The organism is Bacillus sp. NEAU-Y102, assembly GCF_054788175.1.
This window is the reverse complement of record NZ_JBTWFK010000001.1, coordinates 600,710-626,057: the sequence shown is the minus strand read 5'-3', so window position 1 is coordinate 626,057 and position 25,348 is coordinate 600,710. Positions and strand designations below refer to the sequence as shown.

The 25,348-nt window shown below is 35.0% G+C and carries 30 protein-coding genes; 25 read left to right on the top strand and 5 right to left on the bottom strand.

The window, feature by feature from the left end; all coding sequences use genetic code 11:
• Positions 1-77 precede the first annotated feature (77 nt).
• From ACYFX0_RS03040 to ACYFX0_RS03005, 8 genes are all read left to right on the top strand, one after another.
• Positions 78-242: a hypothetical protein gene (locus ACYFX0_RS03040; protein ID WP_000900737.1), complete on the top strand. Its 165-nt coding sequence runs from the start codon at positions 78-80 to the stop codon at positions 240-242.
• Positions 217-603 (top strand): hypothetical protein, encoded by a 387-nt coding sequence (locus tag ACYFX0_RS03035; RefSeq protein WP_106081788.1) that lies wholly within the window; start codon positions 217-219, stop codon positions 601-603. The genes ACYFX0_RS03040 and ACYFX0_RS03035 overlap by 26 nt, the downstream gene beginning before the upstream one ends.
• Before the next feature lie 237 nt (positions 604-840).
• Positions 841-1,827, top strand: coding sequence for a lysozyme family protein (locus ACYFX0_RS03030; RefSeq protein ID WP_033668930.1), 987 nt, complete (start codon positions 841-843; stop codon positions 1,825-1,827).
• Positions 1,828-1,950: 123 nt separating this feature from the next.
• Positions 1,951-2,793, top strand: a complete 843-nt coding sequence (locus ACYFX0_RS03025; RefSeq protein ID WP_001051376.1) for a M23 family metallopeptidase — start codon at positions 1,951-1,953, stop codon at positions 2,791-2,793.
• A gap of 61 nt (positions 2,794-2,854) precedes the next feature.
• Positions 2,855-3,085, top strand: a complete 231-nt coding sequence (locus tag ACYFX0_RS03020) for a BhlA/UviB family holin-like peptide (protein ID WP_000392443.1) — start codon at positions 2,855-2,857, stop codon at positions 3,083-3,085.
• A gap of 371 nt (positions 3,086-3,456) precedes the next feature.
• A complete protein-coding gene (locus tag ACYFX0_RS03015) occupies positions 3,457-3,780 on the top strand; it encodes a PadR family transcriptional regulator (protein ID WP_001102628.1) in 324 nt (107 codons plus the stop codon).
• A complete protein-coding gene (locus ACYFX0_RS03010) occupies positions 3,773-4,315 on the top strand; it encodes a DUF1700 domain-containing protein (RefSeq protein WP_000031383.1) in 543 nt (180 codons plus the stop codon). Before ACYFX0_RS03015 ends, ACYFX0_RS03010 begins: the two co-directional genes overlap by 8 nt.
• A complete protein-coding gene (locus ACYFX0_RS03005; protein ID WP_003279471.1) occupies positions 4,316-5,119 on the top strand; it encodes a DUF4097 family beta strand repeat-containing protein in 804 nt (267 codons plus the stop codon).
• A gap of 90 nt (positions 5,120-5,209) precedes the next feature.
• On the opposite strand, the gene lexA is transcribed toward ACYFX0_RS03005, so the two are convergent.
• A complete protein-coding gene (gene lexA, locus ACYFX0_RS03000; protein WP_000413739.1) occupies positions 5,210-5,830 on the bottom strand; it encodes a transcriptional repressor LexA in 621 nt (206 codons plus the stop codon).
• 141 nt (positions 5,831-5,971) lie between these two features.
• On the opposite strand from lexA, the gene ACYFX0_RS02995 reads away from it, so the two are divergent.
• Both ACYFX0_RS02995 and ACYFX0_RS02990 read left to right on the top strand, forming a co-directional pair.
• Positions 5,972-6,628 carry a YneB family resolvase-like protein gene (locus ACYFX0_RS02995; protein ID WP_000991471.1) on the top strand — a complete coding sequence of 219 codons (657 nt, stop codon included), beginning with the start codon at positions 5,972-5,974 and terminating at the stop codon, positions 6,626-6,628.
• A 45-nt stretch (positions 6,629-6,673) separates the two neighbouring features.
• Positions 6,674-6,913 carry a DUF896 domain-containing protein gene (locus ACYFX0_RS02990; RefSeq protein ID WP_000607015.1) on the top strand — a complete coding sequence of 80 codons (240 nt, stop codon included), beginning with the start codon at positions 6,674-6,676 and terminating at the stop codon, positions 6,911-6,913.
• Positions 6,914-6,952: 39 nt separating this feature from the next.
• Here the strand turns inward: ACYFX0_RS02990 and ACYFX0_RS02985 are convergent, their stop codons facing one another.
• Positions 6,953-8,536, bottom strand: a complete 1,584-nt coding sequence (locus tag ACYFX0_RS02985) for a bifunctional metallophosphatase/5'-nucleotidase (protein WP_460269837.1) — start codon at positions 8,534-8,536, stop codon at positions 6,953-6,955.
• Positions 8,537-8,720: 184 nt separating this feature from the next.
• Between ACYFX0_RS02985 and ACYFX0_RS02980 the strand changes: the two genes are divergently transcribed.
• The 14 genes from ACYFX0_RS02980 (at position 8,721) to ACYFX0_RS02915 (ending at position 23,116) form a co-directional block, all read left to right on the top strand.
• Positions 8,721-9,659 carry a phosphate/phosphite/phosphonate ABC transporter substrate-binding protein gene (locus ACYFX0_RS02980; RefSeq protein ID WP_106081786.1) on the top strand — a complete coding sequence of 313 codons (939 nt, stop codon included), beginning with the start codon at positions 8,721-8,723 and terminating at the stop codon, positions 9,657-9,659.
• Between the two features lie 95 nt (positions 9,660-9,754).
• On the top strand, positions 9,755-10,528 hold the full coding sequence (phnC, locus tag ACYFX0_RS02975) for a phosphonate ABC transporter ATP-binding protein (RefSeq protein WP_000569232.1): 774 nt from the start codon (positions 9,755-9,757) through the stop codon (positions 10,526-10,528).
• Entirely contained in the window at positions 10,525-11,319 is a 795-nt protein-coding gene (gene phnE, locus ACYFX0_RS02970; protein ID WP_106081785.1) for a phosphonate ABC transporter, permease protein PhnE, read from the top strand. The genes phnC and phnE (ACYFX0_RS02970) overlap by 4 nt, the downstream gene beginning before the upstream one ends.
• Complete coding sequence (phnE, locus tag ACYFX0_RS02965) at positions 11,319-12,122, top strand: phosphonate ABC transporter, permease protein PhnE (protein ID WP_460269834.1); 804 nt, start codon at positions 11,319-11,321, stop codon at positions 12,120-12,122. Before phnE (ACYFX0_RS02970) ends, phnE (ACYFX0_RS02965) begins: the two co-directional genes overlap by 1 nt.
• A 307-nt stretch (positions 12,123-12,429) precedes the next feature.
• On the top strand, positions 12,430-14,430 hold the full coding sequence (gene tkt / locus ACYFX0_RS02960) for a transketolase (RefSeq protein ID WP_000019774.1): 2,001 nt from the start codon (positions 12,430-12,432) through the stop codon (positions 14,428-14,430).
• A 156-nt stretch (positions 14,431-14,586) separates the two neighbouring features.
• The gene (sirA, locus tag ACYFX0_RS02955) at positions 14,587-15,027 is read left to right on the top strand and encodes a sporulation inhibitor of replication protein SirA (protein ID WP_000860652.1); all 441 of its coding nucleotides are present in this window, start codon (positions 14,587-14,589) and stop codon (positions 15,025-15,027) included.
• Positions 15,028-15,105: 78 nt separating this feature from the next.
• Positions 15,106-15,327: a YneF family protein gene (locus ACYFX0_RS02950; protein ID WP_001123317.1), complete on the top strand. Its 222-nt coding sequence runs from the start codon at positions 15,106-15,108 to the stop codon at positions 15,325-15,327.
• Positions 15,328-15,449: 122 nt separating this feature from the next.
• On the top strand, positions 15,450-17,201 hold the full coding sequence (locus tag ACYFX0_RS02945) for an ABC transporter ATP-binding protein (RefSeq protein ID WP_106081783.1): 1,752 nt from the start codon (positions 15,450-15,452) through the stop codon (positions 17,199-17,201).
• Entirely contained in the window at positions 17,201-18,964 is a 1,764-nt protein-coding gene (locus tag ACYFX0_RS02940; RefSeq protein WP_106081782.1) for an ABC transporter ATP-binding protein, read from the top strand. Before ACYFX0_RS02945 ends, ACYFX0_RS02940 begins: the two co-directional genes overlap by 1 nt.
• A gap of 133 nt (positions 18,965-19,097) precedes the next feature.
• Positions 19,098-20,144, top strand: a complete 1,047-nt coding sequence (locus ACYFX0_RS02935) for a GH25 family lysozyme (RefSeq protein WP_106103180.1) — start codon at positions 19,098-19,100, stop codon at positions 20,142-20,144.
• A 140-nt stretch (positions 20,145-20,284) separates the two neighbouring features.
• Positions 20,285-21,304 (top strand): NERD domain-containing protein, encoded by a 1,020-nt coding sequence (locus ACYFX0_RS02930; protein ID WP_460269829.1) that lies wholly within the window; start codon positions 20,285-20,287, stop codon positions 21,302-21,304.
• A 23-nt stretch (positions 21,305-21,327) separates the two neighbouring features.
• Positions 21,328-21,876 carry a hypothetical protein gene (locus ACYFX0_RS02925; RefSeq protein ID WP_000943748.1) on the top strand — a complete coding sequence of 183 codons (549 nt, stop codon included), beginning with the start codon at positions 21,328-21,330 and terminating at the stop codon, positions 21,874-21,876.
• Between the two features lie 239 nt (positions 21,877-22,115).
• A complete protein-coding gene (locus ACYFX0_RS02920; RefSeq protein WP_000644411.1) occupies positions 22,116-22,262 on the top strand; it encodes a BC1881 family protein in 147 nt (48 codons plus the stop codon).
• Between the two features lie 98 nt (positions 22,263-22,360).
• Positions 22,361-23,116, top strand: a complete 756-nt coding sequence (locus tag ACYFX0_RS02915; RefSeq protein ID WP_000974667.1) for a sulfite exporter TauE/SafE family protein — start codon at positions 22,361-22,363, stop codon at positions 23,114-23,116.
• 367 nt (positions 23,117-23,483) lie between these two features.
• Here ACYFX0_RS02915 and ACYFX0_RS02910 read toward each other — a convergent pair whose 3' ends face one another.
• Positions 23,484-23,684: a DUF3903 domain-containing protein gene (locus ACYFX0_RS02910; protein ID WP_000625226.1), complete on the bottom strand. Its 201-nt coding sequence runs from the start codon at positions 23,682-23,684 to the stop codon at positions 23,484-23,486.
• Positions 23,685-23,826: 142 nt separating this feature from the next.
• On the opposite strand from ACYFX0_RS02910, the gene ACYFX0_RS02905 reads away from it, so the two are divergent.
• Entirely contained in the window at positions 23,827-24,240 is a 414-nt protein-coding gene (locus ACYFX0_RS02905) for an NUDIX hydrolase (RefSeq protein WP_000442975.1), read from the top strand.
• A 12-nt stretch (positions 24,241-24,252) separates the two neighbouring features.
• Here the strand turns inward: ACYFX0_RS02905 and ACYFX0_RS02900 are convergent, their stop codons facing one another.
• The gene (locus ACYFX0_RS02900) at positions 24,253-24,930 is read right to left on the bottom strand and encodes an LrgB family protein (RefSeq protein WP_000578965.1); all 678 of its coding nucleotides are present in this window, start codon (positions 24,928-24,930) and stop codon (positions 24,253-24,255) included.
• The gene (locus tag ACYFX0_RS02895) at positions 24,927-25,292 is read right to left on the bottom strand and encodes a CidA/LrgA family holin-like protein (RefSeq protein ID WP_000872365.1); all 366 of its coding nucleotides are present in this window, start codon (positions 25,290-25,292) and stop codon (positions 24,927-24,929) included. Before ACYFX0_RS02895 ends, ACYFX0_RS02900 begins: the two co-directional genes overlap by 4 nt.
• Positions 25,293-25,348: the final 56 nt, after the last annotated feature.

Here is a 25,348-nt window from a genome sequence, read left to right as displayed (position 1 = left end):
TTTCAAAAGGATTCAGGAATTAATTACAATATCTGAATTCTAAAGATGTAAGGAACTTATCAATAGAGGGTAAAAAAATGTTAGGAAAGGGTTGTGTTTATAAAATGAAAGATAATTTACAAGTAATAAAGATTGAAAAAGTTAATAAGCATATTCATTCTATTAAATTAGTATTAAGAGACTTTGTAAAAAGAACGGAAGTGGGTGAATCGGTAAGTGTTCGAATGGCTCAAAGATTATAAGAAGTTAGAAGAAGAAATTACTTATTTAGAATACAACTTAGATAAATCAAAAGCCGAATTGAAGCGTTGGGTTAGTGGTGATTTGCAAAATGTACGATTAAACGCTGAATCGGAAGGGGCTAAGGTAGAAGGACGAATTGAAGTAATTGAATATGAATTAGCTTATAAGATGAATGAAGAGTATGATTTAAAGCTTTTAATTAATAAGTTTACAGGACTGGATCATCAAATACTTAAAATGAAATATGTTGATGGAATGACTTTAGAACAAATAGCGTTTGAATTACATTATAGTACAGGCTATATCCGCCGAAAACATGCTGAAATAAGAAAGATTGTCAAGTTTTTAGATGGGTTTTAATGTTACCTTTTTGTAGGATACATGCAGTGTACAGAAAGTATTGAAAAAGTGATTTATAGTAGTAATATAAGATTTCGACGAAAGGGCAACTATTTTTATGGTTGCTCTTTTTGTTGTGAAAGAAGGTGAGTAACATGAAGTGATTTTATAGATAAATGGGCATTTGGCTTCCGGTTATATTTAGTAAAGTAGTAGGTTTACAGGCGAAAATAATAGCAAATAAGGAGATGTTTAATGATGAATTTATTAGCTGCTTCAGTCAAAACAAAGAATTTGCCACAACAAGTGTTACGTTGGCAATCAATGGTAGAAAGTGAATGTTCCGCACAAGGAGTACCTGAGTTAGTTCCTTACGTACTTGGAATTATTATGGTGGAAAGTGGAGGGAACTCTGAAACAACCCCCGATATTATGCAGTCCAGTGAATCACAAGGTTGGCCAATGAATACAATTAAAAATCCTAAGGATTCAATTTATTACGGAGTAAAGCATTTAAAGGGAGCTTTTGATGATGCAAAGAAAAATGGTATTACAGATTTAAGTGCCATTGTTCAATCGTATAATTTTGGACGAGCTTACCTTCGCTGGTTAGCTTCTAACAATAAACAGCATTCATTACCGGTAGCAGATTTGTATTCTAAAACAGTTGTTGCTCCATCACTCGGAAATACAACTGGTGCTATGGTGAAATATAGTCACCCTATCGCTGTTGCCTACAATGGTGGTTATCGATATAAAAATGGGGGGAATTTCTTCTACTCTGAAATTGTTAAGCAATATGTTGATTTTAACGGAGGAACTGATGGTGGTGACAATAAACCGTTACAACCAAAAGGACTAGGAATCGCAACGTCTAAATACCCAGAAGGATCGGGTATCAATTTATATAGTGGCCCTGGAAAAGATGCTTGGTTCACAGGTCATGTCATTAATACAAAAATGCCATATTTAATTATAGATGCTGCTTGGTATGGTGGGAATGAAAATATGTTGTGCCTAGGTTGGGAAGCATGGGCGAAAGAAGAACACTTTGAAGTAGAGTGGTTCCATGCTTATTCAAAATATCCAGCAGGTTATGGTATTAACACATATGATGGTCCAAATGGAAATTATAAAGGAAATGTAGATGGATCTTATCCATATGGCGTTTTTGCGAGAAAAGATGGCTATATCGATATTGGACAAAATACATGGGTAAAAGAAGAACATTTTAATGTAAGGTAATAACAAAGGGTTTCTTATTCTGCGATTATAAATATTAAATTTAAATATAAAGAAAAAATGTTATGAAAGGGTGCTTTTTTAAGTGCCTTTTTATATCACTTATAAATAGGAAGGAAGATTATTATGGCAAAATTTATTTATCCAACCGATACAACGAGAGTAACAAGTGGTTTTAGGGGGAGTAGACCAGATCATCATGGGATAGATCTGGCTGAATCGGGTTATCATCCGATTTATGCAGCGGCTAGCGGACGAGTTAGTCGTTCTTATGTTTCATCTAGTTATGGTGAATGTATTATGATTGTGCACACTATTGATGGGGTTACATGGGAAACAGTATATGCTCATATGCGTAGCGGTTCTCGAACGGTGAAAGAAGGTGATTATGTTACGCAAGGACAAACTATTGGAGTTATGGGTAGCACGGGAGAAGTTACTGGTCAACATCTACATTTTGAATTGCATAAAGGGTCTTGGAACGTTAATAAGAGTAATGCTGTGAATCCATTAGATTACTTAGGAAAAGGAGACGGTGGTGGTACAACAGATCCTTCTAATAAACCACTACAACCAAAAGGGCTAGGTATCGCAACGTCTAAATACCCAGAAGGATCGGGTATCAATTTATATAGTGGCCCTGGAAAAGATGCTTGGTTCACAGGTCATGTCATTAATACAAAAATGCCATATTTAATTATAGATGCTGCTTGGTATGGTGGGAATGAAAATATGTTGTGCCTAGGTTGGGAAGCATGGGCGAAAGAAGAACACTTTGAAGTAGAGTGGTTCCATGCTTATTCAAAATATCCAGCAGGTTATGGTATTAACACATATGATGGTCCAAATGGAAATTATAAAGGAAATGTAGATGGATCTTATCCATATGGGATTTTTGCAAGAAAAGATGGTTATATCGATATTGGACAAAATACATGGGTAAAAGAAGAACATTTTAATGTGAGATAAGGATATTAGAGTAGGGTCACTCGTGTGATTCTTTTTAATTTTTGAAAAGGAGATGAGAACGATGGAAGAACAAATCTTCAATTCAATGATTCAACAAGGAGCATTCGCAGCTTTATTTGTGTGGATGCTGTTTACTACGCAAAAAAAGAATGAACAGCGCGAAGAACAATATCAAAAAGTTATTGAAAAAAATCAACAGGTCATTGAAGAACAAGCAAAAGCATTTAGTTCGTTGTCAAAGGATTTATCAGATGTTAAGCAAAAAATATTGGGAAACGGGGATGAGAAATAAAATATGATATTAAATTATTTGTCGCGTATGTAGGTTCTCAAATAGAAATTCAATTAATATATAATAATGAGAAAAAGCCCTAATACCGATAAGTATTGGGGCTTTTTCTCATTAGCTATAGTGAATAAGGTTGTGGTGGATTCTTCAAGAGGAAAGAGTGAATGAAGTCTAATATTTAATGTAAATGAAATGAAACCTTGAAGGATGCTTAGTTATAACACAGTCTTATTCAGGGATTCGTTAGTTCGCTTTCTAAATTTAGGGAATAAATATAGCTTAGTACCTTGCAATAAATAATACTAAGTGGTATATTATGGATAAAGCAGGTACCGTGTATTGAACAGTACTGAGATAGGGAAGGAGGATGGCACTTGAACGTTCAGTTTAAAAAAGGTGTGCTTGAACTTTGTGTATTAGCACTTGTAAAACGTAAAGATAGTTACGGTTATGAACTTGTTCAGCAAATCTCTAATAAATTTTTAATATCGGAAGGGTCAGTATACCCTTTGTTACGTCGTTTGACGAAAGAAGGGTATTTTCAAACGTATTTAAAGGAATCTACGGAAGGGCCACCTCGTAAATATTATCAATTAACAGAGCAAGGGGAGACGCAATTTCATTTGTTAGTAACAGAATGGCGTGATTTTGCGAAAGGGGTACAAGAAATTATTGAAGGGGTGGAATGGGATGAGTAAAGAAGGGTTTCTTAAAGAATTATCAAGTTATCTTAGAAAGTTACCAGAGGAAGAGAGGCAAGATATTTTATTGGATTATGAAGAGCACTTTCAGTTTGGACTAGAAGAGGGGAAAACTGAATCAGAAATAATACAGGGCCTTGGTTCTCCGAAAGTAATCGCAAAAGAATTACTTGCGATGTATCGCTTCGATGAAATGAAAAAAAATCCATCGACTTCAAATGTGACAAGAGCTGTTATGGCAGCGATTGGACTTAGTTTGTTTAATTTTATTATTGTGTTAGGCCCGTTAGTCGCAATTATTGCTTTTATATTTTCTTTTTGGATTGGTGGTATTGCTAGTGTAGTAACACCATTTTTCGTTATTGGAAAAGTATTTATGGGTACTTTTATATGGTTGGATCTTTTCGTTAGTATAACGTTTGTTGGAGTAGGTTTGTTGTTATGTATTATCGCTTTTTATAGTACAAAGTGGTTTAAGAGATTGTGTGTACGATACGTAATATGGAACTTCAAAATGATAAAAGGAGAGTAAATGATGAAAAAACTATTTTTAATCGCTATCGCTTGTATCATTATTGGAGTAATAGGAATTTCCCAAACATATGAAAAAGCAGTACAAACTGCTGAAAAAGGCGATAAAGAAGATGTAATTAAAAACGAAACATTAAAAAATATAGAAGTTAAGTTAGATGCCGGAGATATTGTTATCCAAAAATCTCCTGACTCTTCTTTTTATGTAAAGCAATCAGGAGATGTACGTAAACAAGAGATTCGTATTGCAGAAGATGGTGACACATTAAAAATTATTGGGGAAAGAGAAAAAGGTGCTTCATTTGATTTTTCTTTTTACGATTTTAGGTTCCAAACGTCTAAATTGACTCTCCTTGTGCCCGAACGCTCTTATCAAGATGTAAAAGTAAATTCATCTGCTGGACAAATCGAAATGAGTGATGTGAAAAGTGATAGTGTAAGTGTTAGAACACTTGCTGGAGAAGTAGAGCTGAAACAAGTAACGTCTAAGAATGTGGAGGGATCTACAAAAGCTGGTGAGGTGAACTTTAAAAAAGTAATAGGGAAAGTGACCGCAAAAACAACAAGTGGGGAAATAAATATTCAAGATCATGATTCTAAGTATAATCTAGAAGCAAGTTCAACTGCGGGAGATATAGATATTACTTTATCGGAAAAACCACAAGATGCGGTAATTACTGGGCAAAGTGCTGCCGGAGATGTAACAATTTTTAATGAAGAAAATAATAACGTAACAATTGGAAATGGTAGTAAAAAGATTAGCGGTAAAACGGCTGCTGGAGATGTCACGATTGAAACTCGTTAATAAGAAATAGAGTGCATGGAAATCTATCAAAATACAAAAAGAAGATAATTACCGTATATAAATAAGGTAATTATCTTCTTTTTGTTATTTTTAATGTAAATCACGATATACGCCAATTACTTTCCCGATAACTGACACTTGTTTTAAAATGATAGGTTCTAATGAAGAGTTTTCTGGTTGTAGACGGAAATGGTCTTTTTCTTTATAGAAACGTTTAACAGTTGCTTCGTTATCTTCTGTTAAAGCGACTACAATTTCACCATTATATGCAGACTGTTGTTGGCGAACAACAACTAAATCTCCATCGAAAATACCAGCTTCAATCATACTATCTCCAGAAATACGTAACATGAACACTTGGTCTGCTCCGGAAACAATGCTAGCTGGAAGTGGGAAATGTTCCTCTACGCTTTCGACCGCTGTAATTGGTAAACCAGCAGTAACTTTTCCGACAATTGGAACTTGAATAACAGATTGTGTTTCCGTATCCATTCGGTCTTCGCCTAAAATTTCAATGGCACGTGGTTTTGTTGGATCGCGTCGAATGTATCCTTTTTCTTCTAATCGTGATAAATGTCCGTGCACTGTAGAACTAGAAGCGAGGCCGACTGCTTGACCAATTTCACGTACGGAAGGTGGATATCCTTTTTCTTGTACTTTTAGCTTAATAAAGTCGAGAATGTCTTGCTGGCGTTTCGTTAACTTTTCCATGTTTTCTAACACCTCGTTTTCTTTCATTTTTCTTATTAATAAGTATAACATGTGAAAAAACATTCTACAAACATAAGTTCGAACAAATGGCGGATTTATGTTACACTATAGGGAAATGATAGGGAGAAAGAGGGGTTCAAAATGAATGCAATTATTTATGCACGTGTGAGTACAACGAAAGAAGCGCAAGAAACATCATTATTACGTCAAAAAGATGAATTATTGCATTTAGCTGAGCGCTATCAAATGAATGTTACGAAGGTGATTGAAGAGCAGGCTAGTGGGTATACAATTGAACGTGACGGTATATTAGAGGTGTTAGATACAATTCGGGACGAACAAATTGATGTGTTACTTATACAAGATGAAACGCGCCTTGGTAGAGGGAATGCGAAGATTGCATTAATGCATTGTTTACATAAAGAAGGCATAAAAGTATATACACATACACATAATGGTGAATTACAATTGTCGGATTCTGATTCGATGGTATTAGATATTATTGGTATTGTTGAAGAATATCAAAGGAAGATTCATAACTTGAAAATTAAACGAGGTATGCAACGTGCAGTAGAAAAAGGTTATCGTCCAGAAAATAATTTAAAAAATCGTCATTTAAGTGTAGGAAGAGAGAAAAAAGAAGTGCCAATTGAGGAAATTGTACGTTTGCGAAAAAGTGAACTCACGTTTGAAGAAATTGCAGCAACACTACGTGGATTTGGTCATAATGTTTCAAAGGCGACTGTACATCGTAGATATGTAGAGTATACGAAGCAATTGCTTGATAAAGAAGAGTAACTATTGTATGATAATAATCAGTTTTGATTAGAAGGGGGATTCGAGATGATTAATCACGAACTCGTTGAACGCATTAACTTCTTAGCGAAAAAAGCAAAAGCTGAAGGTTTAACTGAAGAAGAGCAACGTGAGCGTCAATCGCTACGTGAACAATATTTAAAAGGATTTCGTCAAAATATGTTAAACGAACTTAAAGGTATTAAAGTTGTTAACGAAGAAGGTACAGATGTTACACCGACGAAATTAAAAGCTTTAAAAAAGCAAGATAATGCAAAATTAAATTAAAAGATGGGCGAAGCCCATCTTTTTTATTTGTAAAAATCCTTATTTAATAACTTTCCAGTTGTTATTAACGGTTGCTTCTATCGTTCTATGTTCCAATATATAATTAGCGATAAGTTCAGACATATCAGTGGGTATATCTTTTACTACCGGTTTGTTTTGAAACATAAAGAAATTTCCCCCGCCACTTGCACGATAATTATTCATTACAACGTCATATTCTTCATTCATATTAAGAGGAGCACTGTTATGCTGTAAAGATTCTACTCTTTCACCAATTGGTTTTGAAATGTTTAATACATATGAAATCCCTTCCCACATATCATAATTATAATGTTGTGGCTTTGGTTCTATGTAGGTAGGGCTTACGATGATGGATCCATCTGTTTTTAATGTGAAATAAGAAGCAGAGAGTTCAAGAGCATCTTTTATATCTGCTCCAGTTATTCTAATTACTTTTAATGTGTTTGGATAAATATAATTAGAAACGATGTCACGCATTGTTACATGTTCTGGGAAGCCTGGAGATGTATTATGGAACAAACTTGTACAAGAAATTGATACATTAGCTATATCCATCTGTATTTTATTTATGAACTCGATAAAAGGATGATCATGCAAACGAGTTTGCATAGCATCTGAAATTTGCATGTCCCCCTCAATAATTCCAATAGGTTGATCAAGCCACTTTTGTGTTTTCTCTTCGTAATCGGCTACCAATGAAAGTACATCTTGGTCCGCTGCAACCCCTTGTACAGATAATAATTCAGAAGAACTCTCTTTTTTCACCCATTTATGTTTCATTTTTTCGAATGTTACTTTTACTTTTCCAACTGAGTGTCCATTGCATCCGGTCTGTAAAATTGTTACACCGTTAGCCATTGTGTGAGAAATGTCTCGGTGTTGATGACCTGTTAGTAAAAGATCTATGCCTTCAATTTCCTGGCACATTGCATATCCTTGGTTTTCACCTGTTAACACTTCAGTCGGTTCCCCGGTTTGTAAATCACTTTCAAATCCACCGTGATAGGCTACGACTAATAAATCTGGTTTCTCGTGTTCGTGAATATAAGAAACCCATTTTTTTGTAGTCTCTAATGCATCTTCAAATAGTAAATCTTTAATATGATGGGCCTGTTCCCAATTTGGGATGTAATGTGTTGTTACCCCTAAAATAGCAATTTTTATATTTGATTCAATCTGTTTGATTATATAAGGTTTTCCGAAATAGGGTTTCTTTATGTTTTTATCTAAAATGTTTGCTGATAGGTACGGGAAGTTCGCAGTAGTCACAGCATTATTTAATATGTCCATCCCGTAATTAAATTCATGATTGCCGATAACTGCAGCATCATACTGTAGGTAATTCGCTAATAAGGACATTGGGTTTTTTTTGTTTTTTTCGTATGTAACATAATGATAAGTAAATGGTGTTCCTTGAATGAAGTCACCATTATCAATTAAAAGAACGTTTGTATTTTGGGAACGTTCTTTTTTTATAAGAGTAGAAATTTTAGCTAAACCAAGTTCTGCCGGGGAGTTATCTTGGTAGTAAATGGGATAAACAGTGCCATGTATATCGCTTGTTAATAAGATGTTTAAAGTTACAGTTTGATTTTGTTCCAATATGACTCACCTTTTCTATTGTTATCTTCCAATTCATCATATCAAATATGTGAAGTGAATTTTGATGTGAATGTATAGAATGTGTAAAGATTCTGTAAATAACAAATTGTGCATCAAAATATGTGATATATTTCTTCATGTTTACGGAAGCTTATTTCATAACAAGAAAAATGGAGGCATTAATATGTTGAAAAAAGTTTTTGCAATGAGTACAACAGTTGTACTAGCGGCGGGATTATTAAGTGGCTGCGGAGCGAAAGAATCAAGTGCAAGTAAAAATGAAGATACGAAAAAAGATTATGTACCAAAGACCTTAAATGTTCAATTTGTTCCTTCTCAAAATGCGGATACGCTAGAGGCGAAGGCAAAACCATTGGAAAAGCTATTAAGCGATAAATTAAATATTCCGGTAAAAGTTAGTATTTCAACTAACTACAATACAATTGTAGAAGCGATGGCATCTAAACAAGTAGATGTAGGGTTTTTACCGCCAACAGCGTACGTGTTAGCACATGAAAAGAAGGCTGCTAATGTAATTTTGCAAGCACAACGTTTTGGAGTAGAGGATGAAACAGGAGCTCCTACAAAAGATTTAGTAGACTATTATAAATCTGAGTTTGTTGTTAAAAAAGACTCTAATATAAATAGTGTAAAAGATTTAAAAGGTAAAAAAATTGGTTATCAAGATGTAACATCATCAGCAGGATATGTATGGCCTGCAGCTGTTCTATTAAAAGAGGGAATTGATCCGCTAAAGGATGTGAAACCTGTTACATTAAAAGGCCATGATCAGTCACTTATTGCACTTTTAAATGGTGATGTAGATGCAGCTGTTGTATTCCAAGATGCTCGTAATATTGTAAAAAAAGATTATCCGAATATATTTGATCAAACGAAAATAGTGAAATTTACTGAGAAAATTCCGAACGATACAATTTCTGTACGCTCGGATTTAGATGCAGAGTGGAGTAAGAAATTACAAGATGCTTTCATTGAAATTGGAAAAAATGAGGAAGGCCGTAAAATCATTAAAGAAGTATATTCCCATGAAGGATATATTAAATCTGATGATAGTAAATTTGATATTGTTCGTGAATATGGAAAGACAGTGAAGACGCAATAATACATAGTGAAATGGCGGCTAGCTGGAAGGTGTGAGATTTCAGTTAGTTTGCCGTTTTTTAGTTATTGATAATACACTGAAAGTAGGTAAGATGTGTGATAGAGTTTCGAAATGTTTCCAAAATGTATCCGAATGGCACAAAGGGATTGAATAATATAAATTTAAAGATTCAAAAAGGTGAGTTTATTGTAATGGTCGGATTATCCGGAGCCGGAAAATCTACACTTCTCAGATCCGTAAATCGTCTTCATGAGATTACCGAAGGAGAAATCATTATTGAAGGTGAGTCTATTACTTCTGCGAAAGGAAAAGGATTAAGGCGTATGCGCCGGGATATCGGTATGATCTTCCAAAGTTTTAACCTTGTAAAGCGATCAACAGTATTAAAAAATGTATTAGCTGGTCGTGTTGGATATCATTCCACACTACGTACAACGTTAGGTTTGTTTCCGAAAGAAGATGTGGAGCTCGCATTTCAAGCATTAAAAAGAGTGAATATTTTAGAAAAAGCATATGCACGTGCTGATGAATTATCAGGAGGACAACAGCAACGTGTATCGATAGCTAGAGCATTGGCGCAAGAAGCAAAAATCATATTGGCAGATGAGCCTGTTGCATCGTTAGATCCACTTACGACAAAGCAAGTGCTAGATGATTTGAAAAAAATTAATGAAGATTTTGGAATCACGACAATTGTAAATTTACATTCTATTGATTTGGCTAGACAATATGCGACACGCATTATCGGATTACATGCAGGAGAAATTGTTTTTGACGGTTTAGTAGAAGAAGCAACGGATGAAAAATTTGCTGAAATTTATGGGGACGTTGCTCAGAAAAGCGAATTATTAGAGGTGGCAGTAAAATGAATGACGTGACGATATATTCAAATGAAATACCGAAGCCGCCGAGTAAATTGAAACATATGTTAACGTTTATTTTAGTTATTTTAATGTTGTGGAGTAGTAGTGTACAAGTAGATGCATCATTTTCAAAACTGGTAGACGGTTTTCCAAATATGGTAGATCTATTGAAAGAAATGGTGCCACCTGATTGGAGTTATTTTCAAGTTATTACAACAGCGATGTTAGATACAATACGTATGGCGATTATTGGGACGACCTTAGGAGCGATTTTAGCTATTCCACTTGCATTGTTTGCAGCAAGTAATGTGTTTACTAACACATTTTTATACAGTCCAGCTCGAATGATTTTAAATTTTATACGAACGATACCAGATTTATTATTGGCGGCTATTTTCGTAGCGATTTTTGGAATTGGGCCACTTCCAGGTATTTTGGCTCTTACTTTTTTTTCAATTGGACTTGTAGCGAAATTGTTGTATGAATCAATTGAATCAATTGACCCTGGCCCACTAGAAGCGATGACAGCTGTAGGGGCTACTAAGGTGCAATGGATTATTTATGGAGTCATTCCACAAGTAAAAGCACACTTTGTTTCCTATGTACTATATACATTTGAGGTGAATGTACGTGCAGCGACTGTCCTAGGTTTAGTAGGAGCAGGTGGTATTGGACTATATTATGATCGTACACTTGGATTTTTACAATATCAACAAACTGCTTCTATAATTATTTATACCCTTATTGTTGTTTTGTTAATTGACTACATTAGTACATTGTTGCGGGAGAAACTATAATGAATAGAACGACGATGATTGTGCCAAAACTGAAGAAACCGAGTGTATATCGCTGGGTTATTTTTATAGCAATTACATTTGTTTATGTTTGGGCCTTTTCAGGAGTACCATTAGAAGGGATAAAGGACACAGCAGGTGAAATCACGAAAGCAATTATGACAGGGGTATTGAATCCAGACTGGTCGTATGTATCTTTGCCAGATGGTGAAGATTTATTGCATGGATTAATTGATACGTTGGCAATTGCGATATTAGGTACATTTATTTCTGCATTTTTATCTGTTCCGTTTGCCTTTTGGGCGGCAACGAATATGAGTAGTGGAAAATTAACTTCAGGATCTGGAAAATTTGTACTTAGTTTTGTTCGTACGTTTCCTGAATTAGTTATGGCTCTTTTATTTATAAAAGCTGTTGGTCCAGGCTCTTTTGCAGGAGTGTTAGCCTTAGGATTACATTCTATTGGAATGTTAGGAAAACTATATTCAGAAGGAATTGAAAACATAGATAAAGGACCGACGGAAGCGTTACTAGCAACAGGAGCAAACCGTTTTCAAATACTTTGGTATGCAGTGTTACCACAAGTGTTACCAGACTTTCTATCGTATACGTTATACAGATTTGAAATTAATGTACGATCCGCTGCGATTTTAGGGGTTATCGGAGCAGGAGGGATTGGTACACCTTTAATTTTTGCGCTGAGTTCACGGAATTGGTCTCGTGTTGGGATTATTTTATTAGGTATTATTTTAATGGTAATTATAATTGATTTGATTTCAAGTTCGATTCGCAAACGGATTGTTTAACTTATTTGAAAAGCATCGAAGTTAGATGCTTTTTATATTTTTAAAAACGTATTTAAAAACGTATTTAAAAACGTAAGTATAGAAGAAATTTGTATAAATATACAGATAATTCCCTTTCTTTTTAAAATAAAAATAATGAAAAAGTATGTCATATTGAATGCCCATACATTCCCGGAAACATTGATTTTTTTATAAAAAATCAAAAAAATATCAACATATTTGTCGATACATGTTGTATAATCTTGCGTGGGAAGCTATCATATAAATGTATAAAACGTTTACTAATATAAGCGAAGGGAAGAATAGCATGTCACATTCAATCGAACAACTTTCTATCAACACGATTCGCACATTATCCATCGATGCGATTGAAAAAGCAAACTCTGGTCACCCAGGAATGCCAATGGGTGCAGCACCAATGGCTTATACATTATGGACTCAATTTATGAAACACAATCCAAATAACCCAACGTGGTTTAACCGTGATCGTTTCGTATTATCTGCAGGTCATGGTTCAATGTTATTATACAGCCTACTTCATCTATCTGGTTATGATGTAACAATGGATGACTTAAAGAACTTCCGTCAATGGGGAAGCAAAACTCCAGGACATCCTGAGTACGGTCATACAGCTGGTGTAGATGCAACGACTGGTCCACTTGGACAAGGTATTGCAACTGCTGTAGGTATGGCAATGGCTGAAAGACATTTAGCTGCTAAATATAACCGTGATGCGTATAATGTAGTAGATCATTATACATACGCTATTTGTGGTGATGGAGATTTAATGGAGGGCGTTTCTGCTGAAGCATCTTCATTAGCTGCTCATTTACAATTAGGTCGTCTTGTTGTGCTTTATGATTCAAACGATATTTCATTAGATGGCGATTTAAATCGTTCATTCTCTGAAAGTGTAGAAGATCGTTACAAAGCATACGGATGGCAAGTGATCCGTGTTGAGGATGGAAACGATATTGAAGCAATCGCGAAAGCAATTGAAGAAGCGAAAGCTGACGAAAAACGCCCAACGCTAATTGAAGTAAGAACGACAATTGGTTTCGGTTCTCCAAACAAATCAGGAAAATCAGCTTCACATGGTTCTCCACTTGGTGTAGAAGAAACAAAATTAACGAAAGAAGCATATGCTTGGACTGCTGAACAAGACTTCCACGTAGCAGAAGAGGTATACGACAACTTCCGTAAAACAGTACAAGATGTTGGTGAAACTACGCAAGCAGAGTGGAACACTATGCTAGGTGAATATGCGCAAGCATACCCAGAATTAGCAAACGAATTCCAAGCAGCAATGAACGGTCAACTTCCAGAAGGTTGGGAGCAAAACTTACCAACTTATGAATTAGGATCAAAAGCAGCAACTCGTAATTCTTCTGGTGCTGTAATTAATGCAATTGCAGAGTCTGTACCATCATTCTTCGGTGGATCTGCTGACCTTGCTGGTTCTAACAAAACATACATGAATAATGAAAAAGACTTTACAAGAGACGATTACAGCGGTAAAAACATTTGGTACGGTGTACGTGAGTTCGCAATGGGTGCAGCAATGAACGGTATTGCATTACATGGCGGTTTAAAAACTTACGGTGGTACGTTCTTCGTATTCTCTGATTACTTACGTCCAGCAATTCGCCTTGCAGCATTAATGCAATTGCCAGTAACGTATGTATTCACACATGACAGTATCGCTGTTGGTGAAGATGGTCCAACACATGAACCAGTCGAACAATTAGCAGCGCTTCGTGCAATGCCGAACGTTTCTGTTATCCGTCCAGCTGATGGTAACGAATCTGTTGCAGCTTGGAGACTGGCTTTAGAATCTACAAACAAACCAACTGCTTTAGTATTAACTCGTCAAGACCTTCCAACATTAGAAGGTGCAAAAGATGATACGTATGAAAAAGTAGCAAAAGGTGCATATGTAGTTTCTGCAAGCAAGAAAGAAACGGCTGATGTTATCTTACTTGCAACTGGGTCTGAAGTAAGCCTAGCTGTTGAAGCTCAAAAAGCATTAGCAGCGGACGGCGTTGACGCAGCTGTTGTCAGCATGCCATCTATGGATCGTTTTGAAGCTCAACCTGCAGAGTACAAAGAATCTGTATTACCAAAAGCAGTAACAAAACGTTTCGCAATCGAAATGGGTGCTACATTCGGATGGCACCGTTACGTAGGTCTTGAAGGAGATGTGTTAGGTATCGATACATTCGGTGCTTCTGCTCCTGGTGAGAAGATTATGGAAGAGTATGGATTTACTGTAGAGAACGTTGTTCGTAAAGTAAAAGAAATGCTTTAATGATTTCAGAAAAATCTCTCCGGCATGGAGAGATTTTTCTATGTAAATGAGTTTTTTCGACAGAAAAAGTTTTTTATCTCTCCGCAGTCAGACAATCATTGCAAATTTTCTTATATATAATGAAGGGAAAAGGTTGTCCAGATTGGGAGGGGAAAAATGAAAACGTATGAATTGTATTTAATTCAAGAGGATATTGCGAAATCTTATTTTGGTCGTGAATATTTGTTTTTTGATTTATTTGCTCGATTTTCAGAATCTGGGTCCCTTTCGGAGAAAAAAGTGTTATATAAACAAATGATGTATATAACGAAACCATTGCAAGTAATGAAAATTCATCATAAATTAGAACAAGCTTTGCGCGTTCTTGGTAAATATGATAGAACACATCATACACATACACTTTATACGGGAGCGGAGTACGGTGAAATAATGGTGAAACCGCACTATATTCGTATGAATACCTCTGGAAATGTCTCTATGGAAACGACTTTCTTTGAGGTGTTAAGAAAGTGTGAATTAACATTTTTAGCTATGGATTATGAAAATACAAAGTACGGATGGCTGAATCCTCTAAAACAAGTACGAACATATGTGTAAAAAATGTCGAATTGTATCTTGTCTTATTGAAAAGGTTTTAGTACACTGTAAGGTAGACAACATGAAGGAGGAAAATATATGCCAATTTGGTTAGGTATTCTAGTGGGCGTAGTAGCACTAGTAGCAGGCGTGGCGTTAGGATTTTTCATTGCCCGCAAATACATGATGAATTACTTACAAAAAAATCCACCAATTAACGAACAAATGTTAAAAATGATGATGATGCAAATGGGACAAAAACCTTCCCAAAAGAAAATCAATCAAATGATGAGCGCGATGAACAAGCAACAAATGAAATAAGCGCTAAAAGACACTCACTAAGAGTGTCTTTCTTTTTGTTAGTTACAGTTTTTAAAACTTTTAAAAATTCTGTATTTTTGGTAAACTGAAAACATCGCTCATTTTAAGGGAGGAGGAAAAAAATGAAAGTGTTTATGAATTTAGCGTGGTTTTTTAAACAAGAAAAACGAGCGTACATAACCGGAATTATTTTATTATTTGGCGTTGCACTTTTAGAGCTCGTAGCACCAAAAGTAATTGGAATCGTTGTAGATGAAATTAATGATGAAACATTGACGACCGATAAGTTACTAAAATGGGTTGTACTATTAGTAATTGTAGGTATTACGATGTACATATTGCGTTACATATGGCGTATTATGATTTTCGGGTCTTCATTAAAATTAGCTCGCCAATTACGAAAAAATTTATATGAACATTTTACAAAGATGAGTCCATCTTTCTATCAGTCAAATCGAACAGGTGATTTAATGGCACATGCGACTAATGATATTCAAGCAATCCAGCAAACTGCTGGAGCGGGTGTTTTAACGCTTGTTGATTCATTAGCTGTTGGGGGATGTGTACTCGTAGCGATGGGTTTTACAATTAGTTGGAAGTTAACATTGTTAAGTTTAATTCCGATGCCGATTGTAGCCATTTCGACAAATTATTATGGAACGTTATTACATAAAAGGTTTCATAAAGCACAGCAATCGTTTTCGGAAATTAATGATAAAGTGCAAGAGAGTATGAGTGGAATGAAAGTGATTCGATCGCTTGGACAAGAGAAAGAAGATTTGCAGGCGTTTCGAAAAAAATCAGAAGATGTTGTGCATAAAAATGTGTTAGTTGCACGTATTGATTCGTTATTTGATCCGACAATCGCTCTTATCGTTGGATTTTCTTTTTTAATTGCAGTATGTTACGGATCGGTATTAGTTGTAAGAGGTGAATTAACAGTAGGTGATCTCGTTACATTTACGACATATTTAGGTACCCTCGTTTGGCCAATGTTAGCGTTTGGATGGTTGTTCAATATTATGGAGCGTGGGCGTGCTTCATATGACCGTGTAGAAAAAATTCTTTCACAAAAATCAGATGTAGTAAATAGAGAAAATGCTGTACATACGATAGCGAGCGGTAATGTTTCATTTGCCATTGATTCATTTTCGTATAAGAAAAATGAACTGTTACATTTAAACGATATTCACTTTGATTTGAAGAAGGGCGAAACGCTAGGAGTTGTAGGACGTACAGGTGCAGGGAAAACGACTTTATTAAAATGTTTAATCCGTGAGTATGATCATTTTAATGGTGAATTAAAAGTTGGGGAGCGAGATATTCGAGATTTAACACTTCATGGTGTCCGTTCTGCCATTTCATATGTGCCGCAAGATCATTTTTTATTTTCAGCAAGTATTGGTGAGAATATTGCCTTTGGAAAGGCGGATGCTACATATAATGAAATTACCCAAGCTGCAGAGATTGCTTGTATTCATAATGATATCCTCCAATTTTCAGAAGGATATGAAACAGTAGTAGGGGAAAGAGGCGTTTCGTTATCTGGTGGTCAAAAACAGCGGATCTCTATTGCTCGTGCTTTATTAACAAATGCTGAAATTTTAATTTTGGATGATTGTTTATCAGCGGTAGATGCAAAAACAGAAGAGACAATTTTAAGTGCCTTAAAGAGGGAAAGAGCAGGGAAAACGACGATTATTACTGCACACCGATTAAGTGCAATTCAGCATGCTAATCTTATTCTTGTTGTTGATGAAGGTAGAATTGTACAAAGAGGTACACATGAGGAATTAATGAAGGAAAAAGGCTGGTATAAGGAAATGTATGAAAGCCAGCAATTAGAAGCTTTAGTCGAGAAAGGAGGCGTATGATGGTAGAGAAGAAGCGAAGTGATTTAAGTAGATTGCTTTCTTATATGAAGCCATATAAAGGGTTGCTATCTTTAGCATTTATCTTTTTAGTTGGTGCGACAGTAACGGAAATGATGGGGCCTTTTTTAATTAAACAATTCCTTGATGAACACCTAGTACCGCGGGATTTTGAACGATCAGCACTCGTTACTTTATTTGTAATTTACATAGTTGCTCATTTATTAAAAGTATTATTTACGTATTTAAATCTATTGTACTTTCAGAACATTGCTTTTAAGATTGTTCAAGATATGCGAGTTGAAGTATATGAACATGTTCAAAATCTGTCATTAAGTTTCTTTGATCGTACGCCAATTGGTACGCTCGTATCTCGTATAACGAATGATACGGAAGCGATTAAAGATTTTTATGTCAGTGTATTATCAACATTTGTGAAAAATGTAGTCTTTTTAGTAGGTATTTTAATAGCGATGTTTTTATTAGATGTAAAATTAGCGTTATTTTCTCTCATATTAATTCCGATAATGTTCGCGATTATGGTATTATATCGCCGGAAAAGTGCAGCTTTTTATTTAGAAGTACGTAATCAACTAAGCGTGTTAAATGCAAAATTGAACGAGTCCATACAAGGAATGAATATTGTTCAAGTGTTCAGACAAGAAAAACGTATGAGAAAAGAGTTTGAAGAAGTGAATAATAAACATTATAGTGCAGGGCGACGTACTTTGAAGTTAGACGCATTACTTTTACGACCAGCTACGGATTTAGTACATATTGTAGCTATTGCGTTAGTACTAGGTTTATTTGGGATTGATGCTTTAAAGAGCCCTGTTGAAGTAGGAGTTTTATATGCTTTTGTTAACTATATACATCGTTTCTTCCAACCTGTAAATGAGATGATGATGAAATTGTCCTTTTTCCAACAGGCACTTGTTTCGTCATCACGTGTATTTCATTTAATGGACGAGAAAGATTTAGCACCGGTTCAAAAAGGCAATGAGAATCCTCAAGTTGTCGATGGAGATATTGAATTTAAAAATGTTACTTTTTCATATGATGGAAAGCGTGACGTTTTAAAAAATGTATCATTTCACGTGAAACAAGGGCAAACGGTTGCTTTTGTTGGGCATACTGGTAGCGGAAAAAGTACGATTATGAATTTGTTAATGCGATTTTATAATATTAAGTCGGGAAATATTGTAATAGACCGTGTAGATTTAGAAAAATTTGAAGAACGAGAAATTAGAAAGAAAATAGGACTCGTATTGCAAGATGCATTTTTATTTGCTGGAAATGTAAAGCAAAATATTCGTATGTATAATGAAGAAATTACGGATGAAGAAGTAAAAGAAGCTGCTCGATTTGTGCAAGCGAATACGTTTATTGAAAAGTTACCAGAGCAGTATGAAACAGAAGTAGTAGAAAGAGGTGCAGCATTTTCAAGCGGTCAACGACAATTAATTGCTTTTGCTAGAACGATAGCAACGAATCCGAAAGTATTAGTATTAGATGAAGCAACAGCTAATATCGATACAGAAACAGAAGAGGCTATTCAAACAGCGTTGCAACAAATGCGAAAAGGTAGAACGACGATAGCCATTGCGCATAGGTTATCTACAATTCAAGATGCAGATCAAATTTTTGTGATGCATGATGGAGAGATAGTAGAAAGAGGAACACATCAAGAATTACTAATTGAGCAAGGTTTGTATTATAATATGTACTTGTTACAAAATAAAGGGAGTTTGCAAAAGGCCTTGTAAATACAAGGTCTTTTTTTATTTTGTATACAAAATATATTTACTCTTTGTTTCTATAGCATAAATGTCGTGTCCTCTTATGAAACTTGTACATATTGTATGTATACGAAGTAAAAAAATTGATAGGAGATTTTATATGCAAAACAGATCGAGTTCAAATGTTACGTTTATTGATGTGTCTCATTGGGAAGGGAATATTGATTGGAATGCAGTGAAGGCATCTGGAATTCCAGCAGCGTATGCAAAAGCGACAGAAGGTGTAGATTACATTGATCCTACTTTTACTAAAAATGTACAAGCAGCCCGAAGTGCGAATGTATTAATTGGTGCATACCATTTTGCACGCCCAGAACAAAATGATGCAATTTCAGAGGCGAAATATTTTGTGAGTATATTACAAAGTAACCAGACAGACTTAATGCCAGTTCTGGATTTAGAATCACCAAAAGATCCGATTAATAGTAATTTAACTGGTAGCGCTATATCGAATTGGGCAAGAAGCTTCATAAATTATGTGAAACAGGCTACTGGAAAAGATGTAATGTTATATACAGGAGTTTGGTATATTAATGAGTTCGGAATTAGCGGATTAAGTGATATTCCGCTTTGGGTTGCTAAATACTCGAGTACACCGCCTGCTGATGCTGGTGGATGGACAGCGTGGACAGCATGGCAGTACACAGATTCTGGACAAATTTCAGGTGTAGGAAATTGTGATGTATCAGCTGCAGTTTCACTAGAAGCTTTACAAGGGAATGGAGCAAGTGGTGGAGGGAATGTTTCCCCGCCTAATAATGCAACTCCAGTGTACGGGGTTGCTATAATTAATGGAGATAATGTGAATTTGAGAAGTGGACCATCTTTGCAGTCTAGTGTAATTCGCCAATTGAATCGTGGCGAAACATATGAAGTTTGGGGAGAACAAGATGGATGGCTTTGTTTAGGGACAAATCAGTGGGTATATAATGATCCGAGTTATATTCAGTATAAACATTATGTGGCGACTATTACTGGTGATAATGTAAATTTGCGTGATGCTCCATCATTAAAAGGAAATGTTATAAGACAGTTACATCATGGTGAATCGTATCGAGTATGGAGTAAGCAAGATGGATGGCTTTGCTTAGGGACAAATCAATGGATATACTACGATCCAAGTTATATTCAGTATGGTGTACAATAGAGTGAAAATAAAAGGTGCCCCGTCAGAGGTGCCTTTTATTAAAAATATACAACTTTTACAAAGTCTGTATCGAAACCATAGTATACTATAGTAGATATATTTATAAAAAATAATCGAAAATGAAATAAAGGGGTAAAAATATGAATTATGTGCTAATAGGTGCGGTTTTAATATTATTAGCTGTAGTATTTGTGCTGTTTTATAAAAATAAACAGTTAGAATCAGAGAGTCAGCAAGTAGAATTTGAAAAGAAACAAGCGATTGAAACGTATAAAAATGAAATTGCAGCTACGGTGATAGAGCATACAGAACAACAAAATAATTTGAAAAATATGGAACATAAAAAATACAATGATTTACAAGTAAGTGCAAATAGAGAAATTGAAAATATGCGTATGATGAAAAATCAATTAGCTGTGCAGCATAGTAAAGAACGTAGTGAAATACAAAATAAACATAATAATGAAATACATATGTTTCAAAAATTAATTGCAAATTTACGAGAATATACTAAAAACGGCGCTGAAATGAATACGTACGAAACATTACATTATATGAAGCGAGGATTCATAGAGCAAGGCATCATATTAGATGCTGAAATTCAAATCATGCCGAATGTTTTTATTAAAAATAATAGTGAAATAAACGATAATCGAATCCATCATCTCATCTTGTGCAAAACTGGTATTTATCTACTTGAGACGAAAGAATGGGAAGAGAAATTAGTTCATGGTTTAACGAAAGAAAATGCTGGTATATATTCATTTATGATTGATGAAATGGGTAAGTATCAACAAGAAGTTGAAAAAGAAGAGACATTTGAATATATAGTAGGTAAAGATTCGTCAACTATACAAGTGAAAAATGAAGGGAATCCAGTATATAAGGCGAAGAAACTATCTCAAATTTTATACAATTGTTTGAAAGAAATGCAGACTAATAGTATAAAAGAAAAGGTAAAACCAGTTGTATATTTTTATAATGAAAATGGAAAAGAAATAATAGATCTTTCTAGTGAGGAAACACCTAGATTAAAAGATCGGGAGCAAATTGTAACGTTCTTCAGAAATGAAATCTTAGCAGGGAAAATAGTATATACAGTGCAAGAATTAGAACAGATTCGAGAAATGATTAGCAGGATGAATTATATAGTGAGTTAAAAGGGGGGATCTTTCTGAGCGCTATGCTACGTGGCATTTTGTATGTCTATTTTTGTTTGTATATAGTAATGTACATTCTATTTATATTCGTCATCGATATGATCCATATGCCCTTAAGTGTAAGGAGCATTTTTGTAGTATTCATACCATTTGTTTTATTAGTCATGGTTCAAAGGGTTATTTTATATGCTTCTAAAAATCGTAATGAAGAAAAGAAGCAAATGTCTGGGGTTTTAATAGTAGCACTCATACCATTAATAGTATGCACTGTACAACTAAGTGTAAATGAATATACGTCAAAGTTTAATCAAAATAGATGGTTAAATCATGCAGAGAAACGGATACATATGGTAGATGATCTATTACAAAAATATAAATTAATAGGGAAATCAAATGAAGAAATTACACAATTGTTAGGAGCTTCAACGGACACGAGAAGTGGGGAAGAAGGAGTTATCACTTTGTATTATCTTGGGACTGAACGTGGCTTTATTCCAATAGATAGCGAACAGCTTGTTTTCCAATTTGATAGAGATGGAAAAGTCATGGAATATACGGTGCATAAAGATTAAAGAAATGTAGAGGGAAGCTATATGTTATAGCTTCTTTTTTATTTTTCAATATGTCACGGAAGGGGGAGAAGGTTTTTGAGTGGAATAAGGAATGAAAGCGGAGGTGATGCATATATATAGATGCATTGGGTGATTATTAGTCCGATTGGTGAGGGGTAATAATTAATAAGTACGGAAAAACCCCCCACTGATTAAAGTTTCATTTTATCATATTGTATAAATGAAAAGGAGGTAAGACGGTGAAAGCAATCCCGACTGATGTCCTGAGTAAAGAATTGATGGAAAGAGAAGGAGTTATCTCTATTACAGTAAAGGAATTTGAAAAGATAGAAGTAGCTGGAGTGGTGGTCGCTGGTCCAGCAGTTATTTTGATTAATCAAGATTAAGTACATATCATTGAAATAAAAAGCATCCGTCTAGGATGCTTTTTATTTGTATGTAAGGATAAATATGATGGATAATTGTGTTACTGGAGGGAAAGTCTGTGGCAATTATTATAACAATGTTAGTAATGGGTATTTTATTAGGATTTGTTGGAGCTGGAGGAGCTGGATTTATTATCGCGATACTCACTTTAGTATTCCAAATTCCTATTCATGTTGCTCTTGCAACATCTTTAACTGCAATGGCATTTACGACATTATCAGGTGTTGTAAGTCATTACCGTGAAGGCAATGTTGCACTTATTATAGGCGGGATTGTTGGGGGATTTGGCGCAATTGGCTCTTATATTGGTTCTAAATTTGGTTCACTTATACCAGCACATCTTCTTCATTGGTTTACAGCTGGGATGTTATTTTTATCGGCAATTTTTATGTTTATTAAATTAATTATGTTCCAAAACAAAGAAAAGTCGTCTTTATATAAACATAAAGAGTTTTCCGTGAACTACTTGTTGAAATGTGTATGCCTTGGATTAGTTACTGGAATGATGGCTGGTTCATTTGGGATTGGTTCTGCACCGTTTATTCAACTTGGATTAATGGTTCTATTGGGACTTACGATTCAACAATCTGTAGGGACAACAATGCTTGTTATATTACCGATTGCAATTGGAGGCGGGATAGGATATAGTTCGGAAGGATATTTAGATTATATATTGTTATTACAAGTATTGATTGGGACCATGTTAGGGGCATACATTGGCGCGAAGTTTACAAATTATGCACCGCGAACGCTTTTGAGGTTTTCGATGATTATGACACCGGTTTTAGCTGGTTGTATGCTATTGATGGAATAAAGTGAAATTATAATCAGTAGGGGGTTACTGCTTACAAATAGCGGGATAAAATTAATATAGCAAACTATTAATATATTTTACGAATGAATTATATAGGTAATTCATATTTCCCATATAAAAGGATTTGTTTTAATATTATGAGTGTAAAGTTCGAGTATTCGAAGTACTACTTGAATTATATCCCTATCCCTTTTCTAAAAATGCGAACAAGTTTTGCCCTATTCTATTCAATAGTTAATTGCATAGAAATATATTGTTCGATGACCATTATGGAACGTACATAATGGGAAAATCCCGATCCTTAAAGAGGATGCCCCTAATCTTCATGTGAAAATATGATCGGATATGAAAGCTGACCAATTTATGGTCAGCTTTCTTTTTGTTCGAAAATTATTTCTTCTTTAATTTCTGTTTGCAATAATACAGTTTTTCCGAAGCGACGTTTGCATTCCGCGCGCACTTTTTCAAGGGCTAGTAGCTGAGTAGTGGCGGGAACTGTGACAATAGCTTGGCGAGGTTTTCGATTTTCTTCACAAAAGACACATTCCACAACATAATTAGAAATCATATTTTCATCCTTCCAGTTTTAATTTCTAAGAAGGGATTGTCTATGAAGTTGATGTAACTTTTCGTCATTGTTTTATTATTTTCCTCTTTTTTTCAAGGGGAAAATAATAAAGAAGGCGAATTTTAGTAGGGGAGGGATGTTTATGGAGAGATGGATAGGTAGTGCAGCGGTATGTGTAAATGAAAAAAATGAAGTTTTAATGGTATTGCAGGGCAAAGAGGGAGAAGAAAAAAGGTGGTCTGTCCCAAGTGGAGGACTTGAAAAGGGAGAGACACTAGAAGAATGTTGTATCAGGGAAGTTTGGGAAGAAACAGGTTACAATGTGGAAGTTGTAAATAAAATATATGAAAAAGAGGGTATTACATACGGTGTTCCAGTGTATGTCCATTATTATTTTGTTAAACAAATAGGCGGTAATATGAAAATCCAAGATCCTGATGAGTTAATACATGAAATTGCTTGGAAAGGGATACATGAAGTTGAACAATTGTGTTTAGCTTTTCCAGAGGATTATGAATTGCTGTGCCAATATATAGATAAAGAAGCAAGTATGTAAATACTTGCTTCTTTAATGTATCCAAGACAAGAAAAGCGGAACGATAACTAAACTAGCGCCTGCTGTTAAAAGCATAGATAAACTTGCAATTGTTCCTTCCACAGGACCGATTTCGAATGCTTTTGATGTACCGGTTCCATTTGCGCTCGTTCCTAACATAATCCCTTTTGCGATTGCTGTTTTAATACGGCAAATACGTATGAGAGAAGGACCGAGCAATGCTCCTGTTAAGGCAGTTAAAACGACAAATACAGCAGTTAATTGTGACATACCACCAATCATTTCTGAAATAGCCATTGCGATTGGTGTTGTTACGATATGTGGCGCTAAACTATGTTCTAGTGATGAATCAATTTGAAAATAATTTGCTAGTAGTGCTGAAGTAATGACTGATAAAAACGAACCGACAATGACATTAAGTAAGATAGCCATTCCATGTTTCTTTAATAAATCAAAGTATTTATAGATTGGCCATGCAAAAGCAACTGTTGCGGGCTTTAATAATTCAGTTAACCAGTGACCACCAGATTCATATGTTTCATAAGGTGTATCTAATCCGAGCAATAAAGCAATTAAAATAATGGGACAGACGAGAAGAGGAGAAAGTAGACTCCAATTCCAACGTTGATACATTTTTTTTGATAGCCAATATGTGAATAGTGTTAATAGTAAACAAAGAAATCCGATCATTGCGTTGATCCTTTCCGCTTTAGTAGCAATTCTGTTAAAAGTCCTGTAACTAAGGTAACGCAAAGAGTGCTAATCATAATAATTAAAATGAGATCGATTCCATATTGTGTTAGTGTATCTCTGTAACGTATGACAGCGACTGCAGAAGGGATGAAAAATAAAATAAGTTCTTTTAATAAAAAATCTGCTCCGTCCTGTATCCATTCTTTTTTAACTAGGTTAAATTTTAATGAAATTAATAATAAAAAAATACCGATTATACTTCCTGGAACTGGGAGGTGTGCCTGTTTTGCAATCCATTCACCTGTCCAAGCGAAACAAAATAGTAATAAAATTTGTCCGCTTAACTTCCACCATTTCATACAGTAACCACCTCTTTCTTTTTTTACATAAAAATTGTAAAAAAGAATTAACAATT

What these genes read in the sequence shown, in the direction of transcription:
- ACYFX0_RS03040 (WP_000900737.1), top strand. Translation starts at nt 78, where the DNA reads ATGTTAGGAAAGGGTTGTGTTTATAAAATGAAAGATAATTTACAAGTA.
- ACYFX0_RS03030 (WP_033668930.1), top strand. Translation starts at nt 841, where the DNA reads ATGAATTTATTAGCTGCTTCAGTCAAAACAAAGAATTTGCCACAACAA.
- ACYFX0_RS03025 (WP_001051376.1), top strand. Translation starts at nt 1,951, where the DNA reads ATGGCAAAATTTATTTATCCAACCGATACAACGAGAGTAACAAGTGGT.
- ACYFX0_RS03020 (WP_000392443.1), top strand. Translation starts at nt 2,855, where the DNA reads ATGGAAGAACAAATCTTCAATTCAATGATTCAACAAGGAGCATTCGCA.
- ACYFX0_RS03010 (WP_000031383.1), top strand. Translation starts at nt 3,773, where the DNA reads ATGAGTAAAGAAGGGTTTCTTAAAGAATTATCAAGTTATCTTAGAAAG.
- ACYFX0_RS03005 (WP_003279471.1), top strand. Translation starts at nt 4,316, where the DNA reads ATGATGAAAAAACTATTTTTAATCGCTATCGCTTGTATCATTATTGGA.
- lexA (WP_000413739.1), bottom strand. Translation starts at nt 5,830, where the DNA reads ATGGAAAAGTTAACGAAACGCCAGCAAGACATTCTCGACTTTATTAAG.
- ACYFX0_RS02995 (WP_000991471.1), top strand. Translation starts at nt 5,972, where the DNA reads ATGAATGCAATTATTTATGCACGTGTGAGTACAACGAAAGAAGCGCAA.
- ACYFX0_RS02990 (WP_000607015.1), top strand. Translation starts at nt 6,674, where the DNA reads ATGATTAATCACGAACTCGTTGAACGCATTAACTTCTTAGCGAAAAAA.
- ACYFX0_RS02980 (WP_106081786.1), top strand. Translation starts at nt 8,721, where the DNA reads ATGTTGAAAAAAGTTTTTGCAATGAGTACAACAGTTGTACTAGCGGCG.
- phnE (WP_106081785.1), top strand. Translation starts at nt 10,525, where the DNA reads ATGAATGACGTGACGATATATTCAAATGAAATACCGAAGCCGCCGAGT.
- phnE (WP_460269834.1), top strand. Translation starts at nt 11,319, where the DNA reads ATGAATAGAACGACGATGATTGTGCCAAAACTGAAGAAACCGAGTGTA.
- tkt (WP_000019774.1), top strand. Translation starts at nt 12,430, where the DNA reads ATGTCACATTCAATCGAACAACTTTCTATCAACACGATTCGCACATTA.
- sirA (WP_000860652.1), top strand. Translation starts at nt 14,587, where the DNA reads ATGAAAACGTATGAATTGTATTTAATTCAAGAGGATATTGCGAAATCT.
- ACYFX0_RS02950 (WP_001123317.1), top strand. Translation starts at nt 15,106, where the DNA reads ATGCCAATTTGGTTAGGTATTCTAGTGGGCGTAGTAGCACTAGTAGCA.
- ACYFX0_RS02945 (WP_106081783.1), top strand. Translation starts at nt 15,450, where the DNA reads ATGAAAGTGTTTATGAATTTAGCGTGGTTTTTTAAACAAGAAAAACGA.
- ACYFX0_RS02940 (WP_106081782.1), top strand. Translation starts at nt 17,201, where the DNA reads ATGGTAGAGAAGAAGCGAAGTGATTTAAGTAGATTGCTTTCTTATATG.
- ACYFX0_RS02935 (WP_106103180.1), top strand. Translation starts at nt 19,098, where the DNA reads ATGCAAAACAGATCGAGTTCAAATGTTACGTTTATTGATGTGTCTCAT.
- ACYFX0_RS02930 (WP_460269829.1), top strand. Translation starts at nt 20,285, where the DNA reads ATGAATTATGTGCTAATAGGTGCGGTTTTAATATTATTAGCTGTAGTA.
- ACYFX0_RS02925 (WP_000943748.1), top strand. Translation starts at nt 21,328, where the DNA reads ATGCTACGTGGCATTTTGTATGTCTATTTTTGTTTGTATATAGTAATG.
- ACYFX0_RS02910 (WP_000625226.1), bottom strand. Translation starts at nt 23,684, where the DNA reads ATGATTTCTAATTATGTTGTGGAATGTGTCTTTTGTGAAGAAAATCGA.
- ACYFX0_RS02905 (WP_000442975.1), top strand. Translation starts at nt 23,827, where the DNA reads ATGGAGAGATGGATAGGTAGTGCAGCGGTATGTGTAAATGAAAAAAAT.
- ACYFX0_RS02900 (WP_000578965.1), bottom strand. Translation starts at nt 24,930, where the DNA reads ATGATCGGATTTCTTTGTTTACTATTAACACTATTCACATATTGGCTA.
- ACYFX0_RS02895 (WP_000872365.1), bottom strand. Translation starts at nt 25,292, where the DNA reads ATGAAATGGTGGAAGTTAAGCGGACAAATTTTATTACTATTTTGTTTC.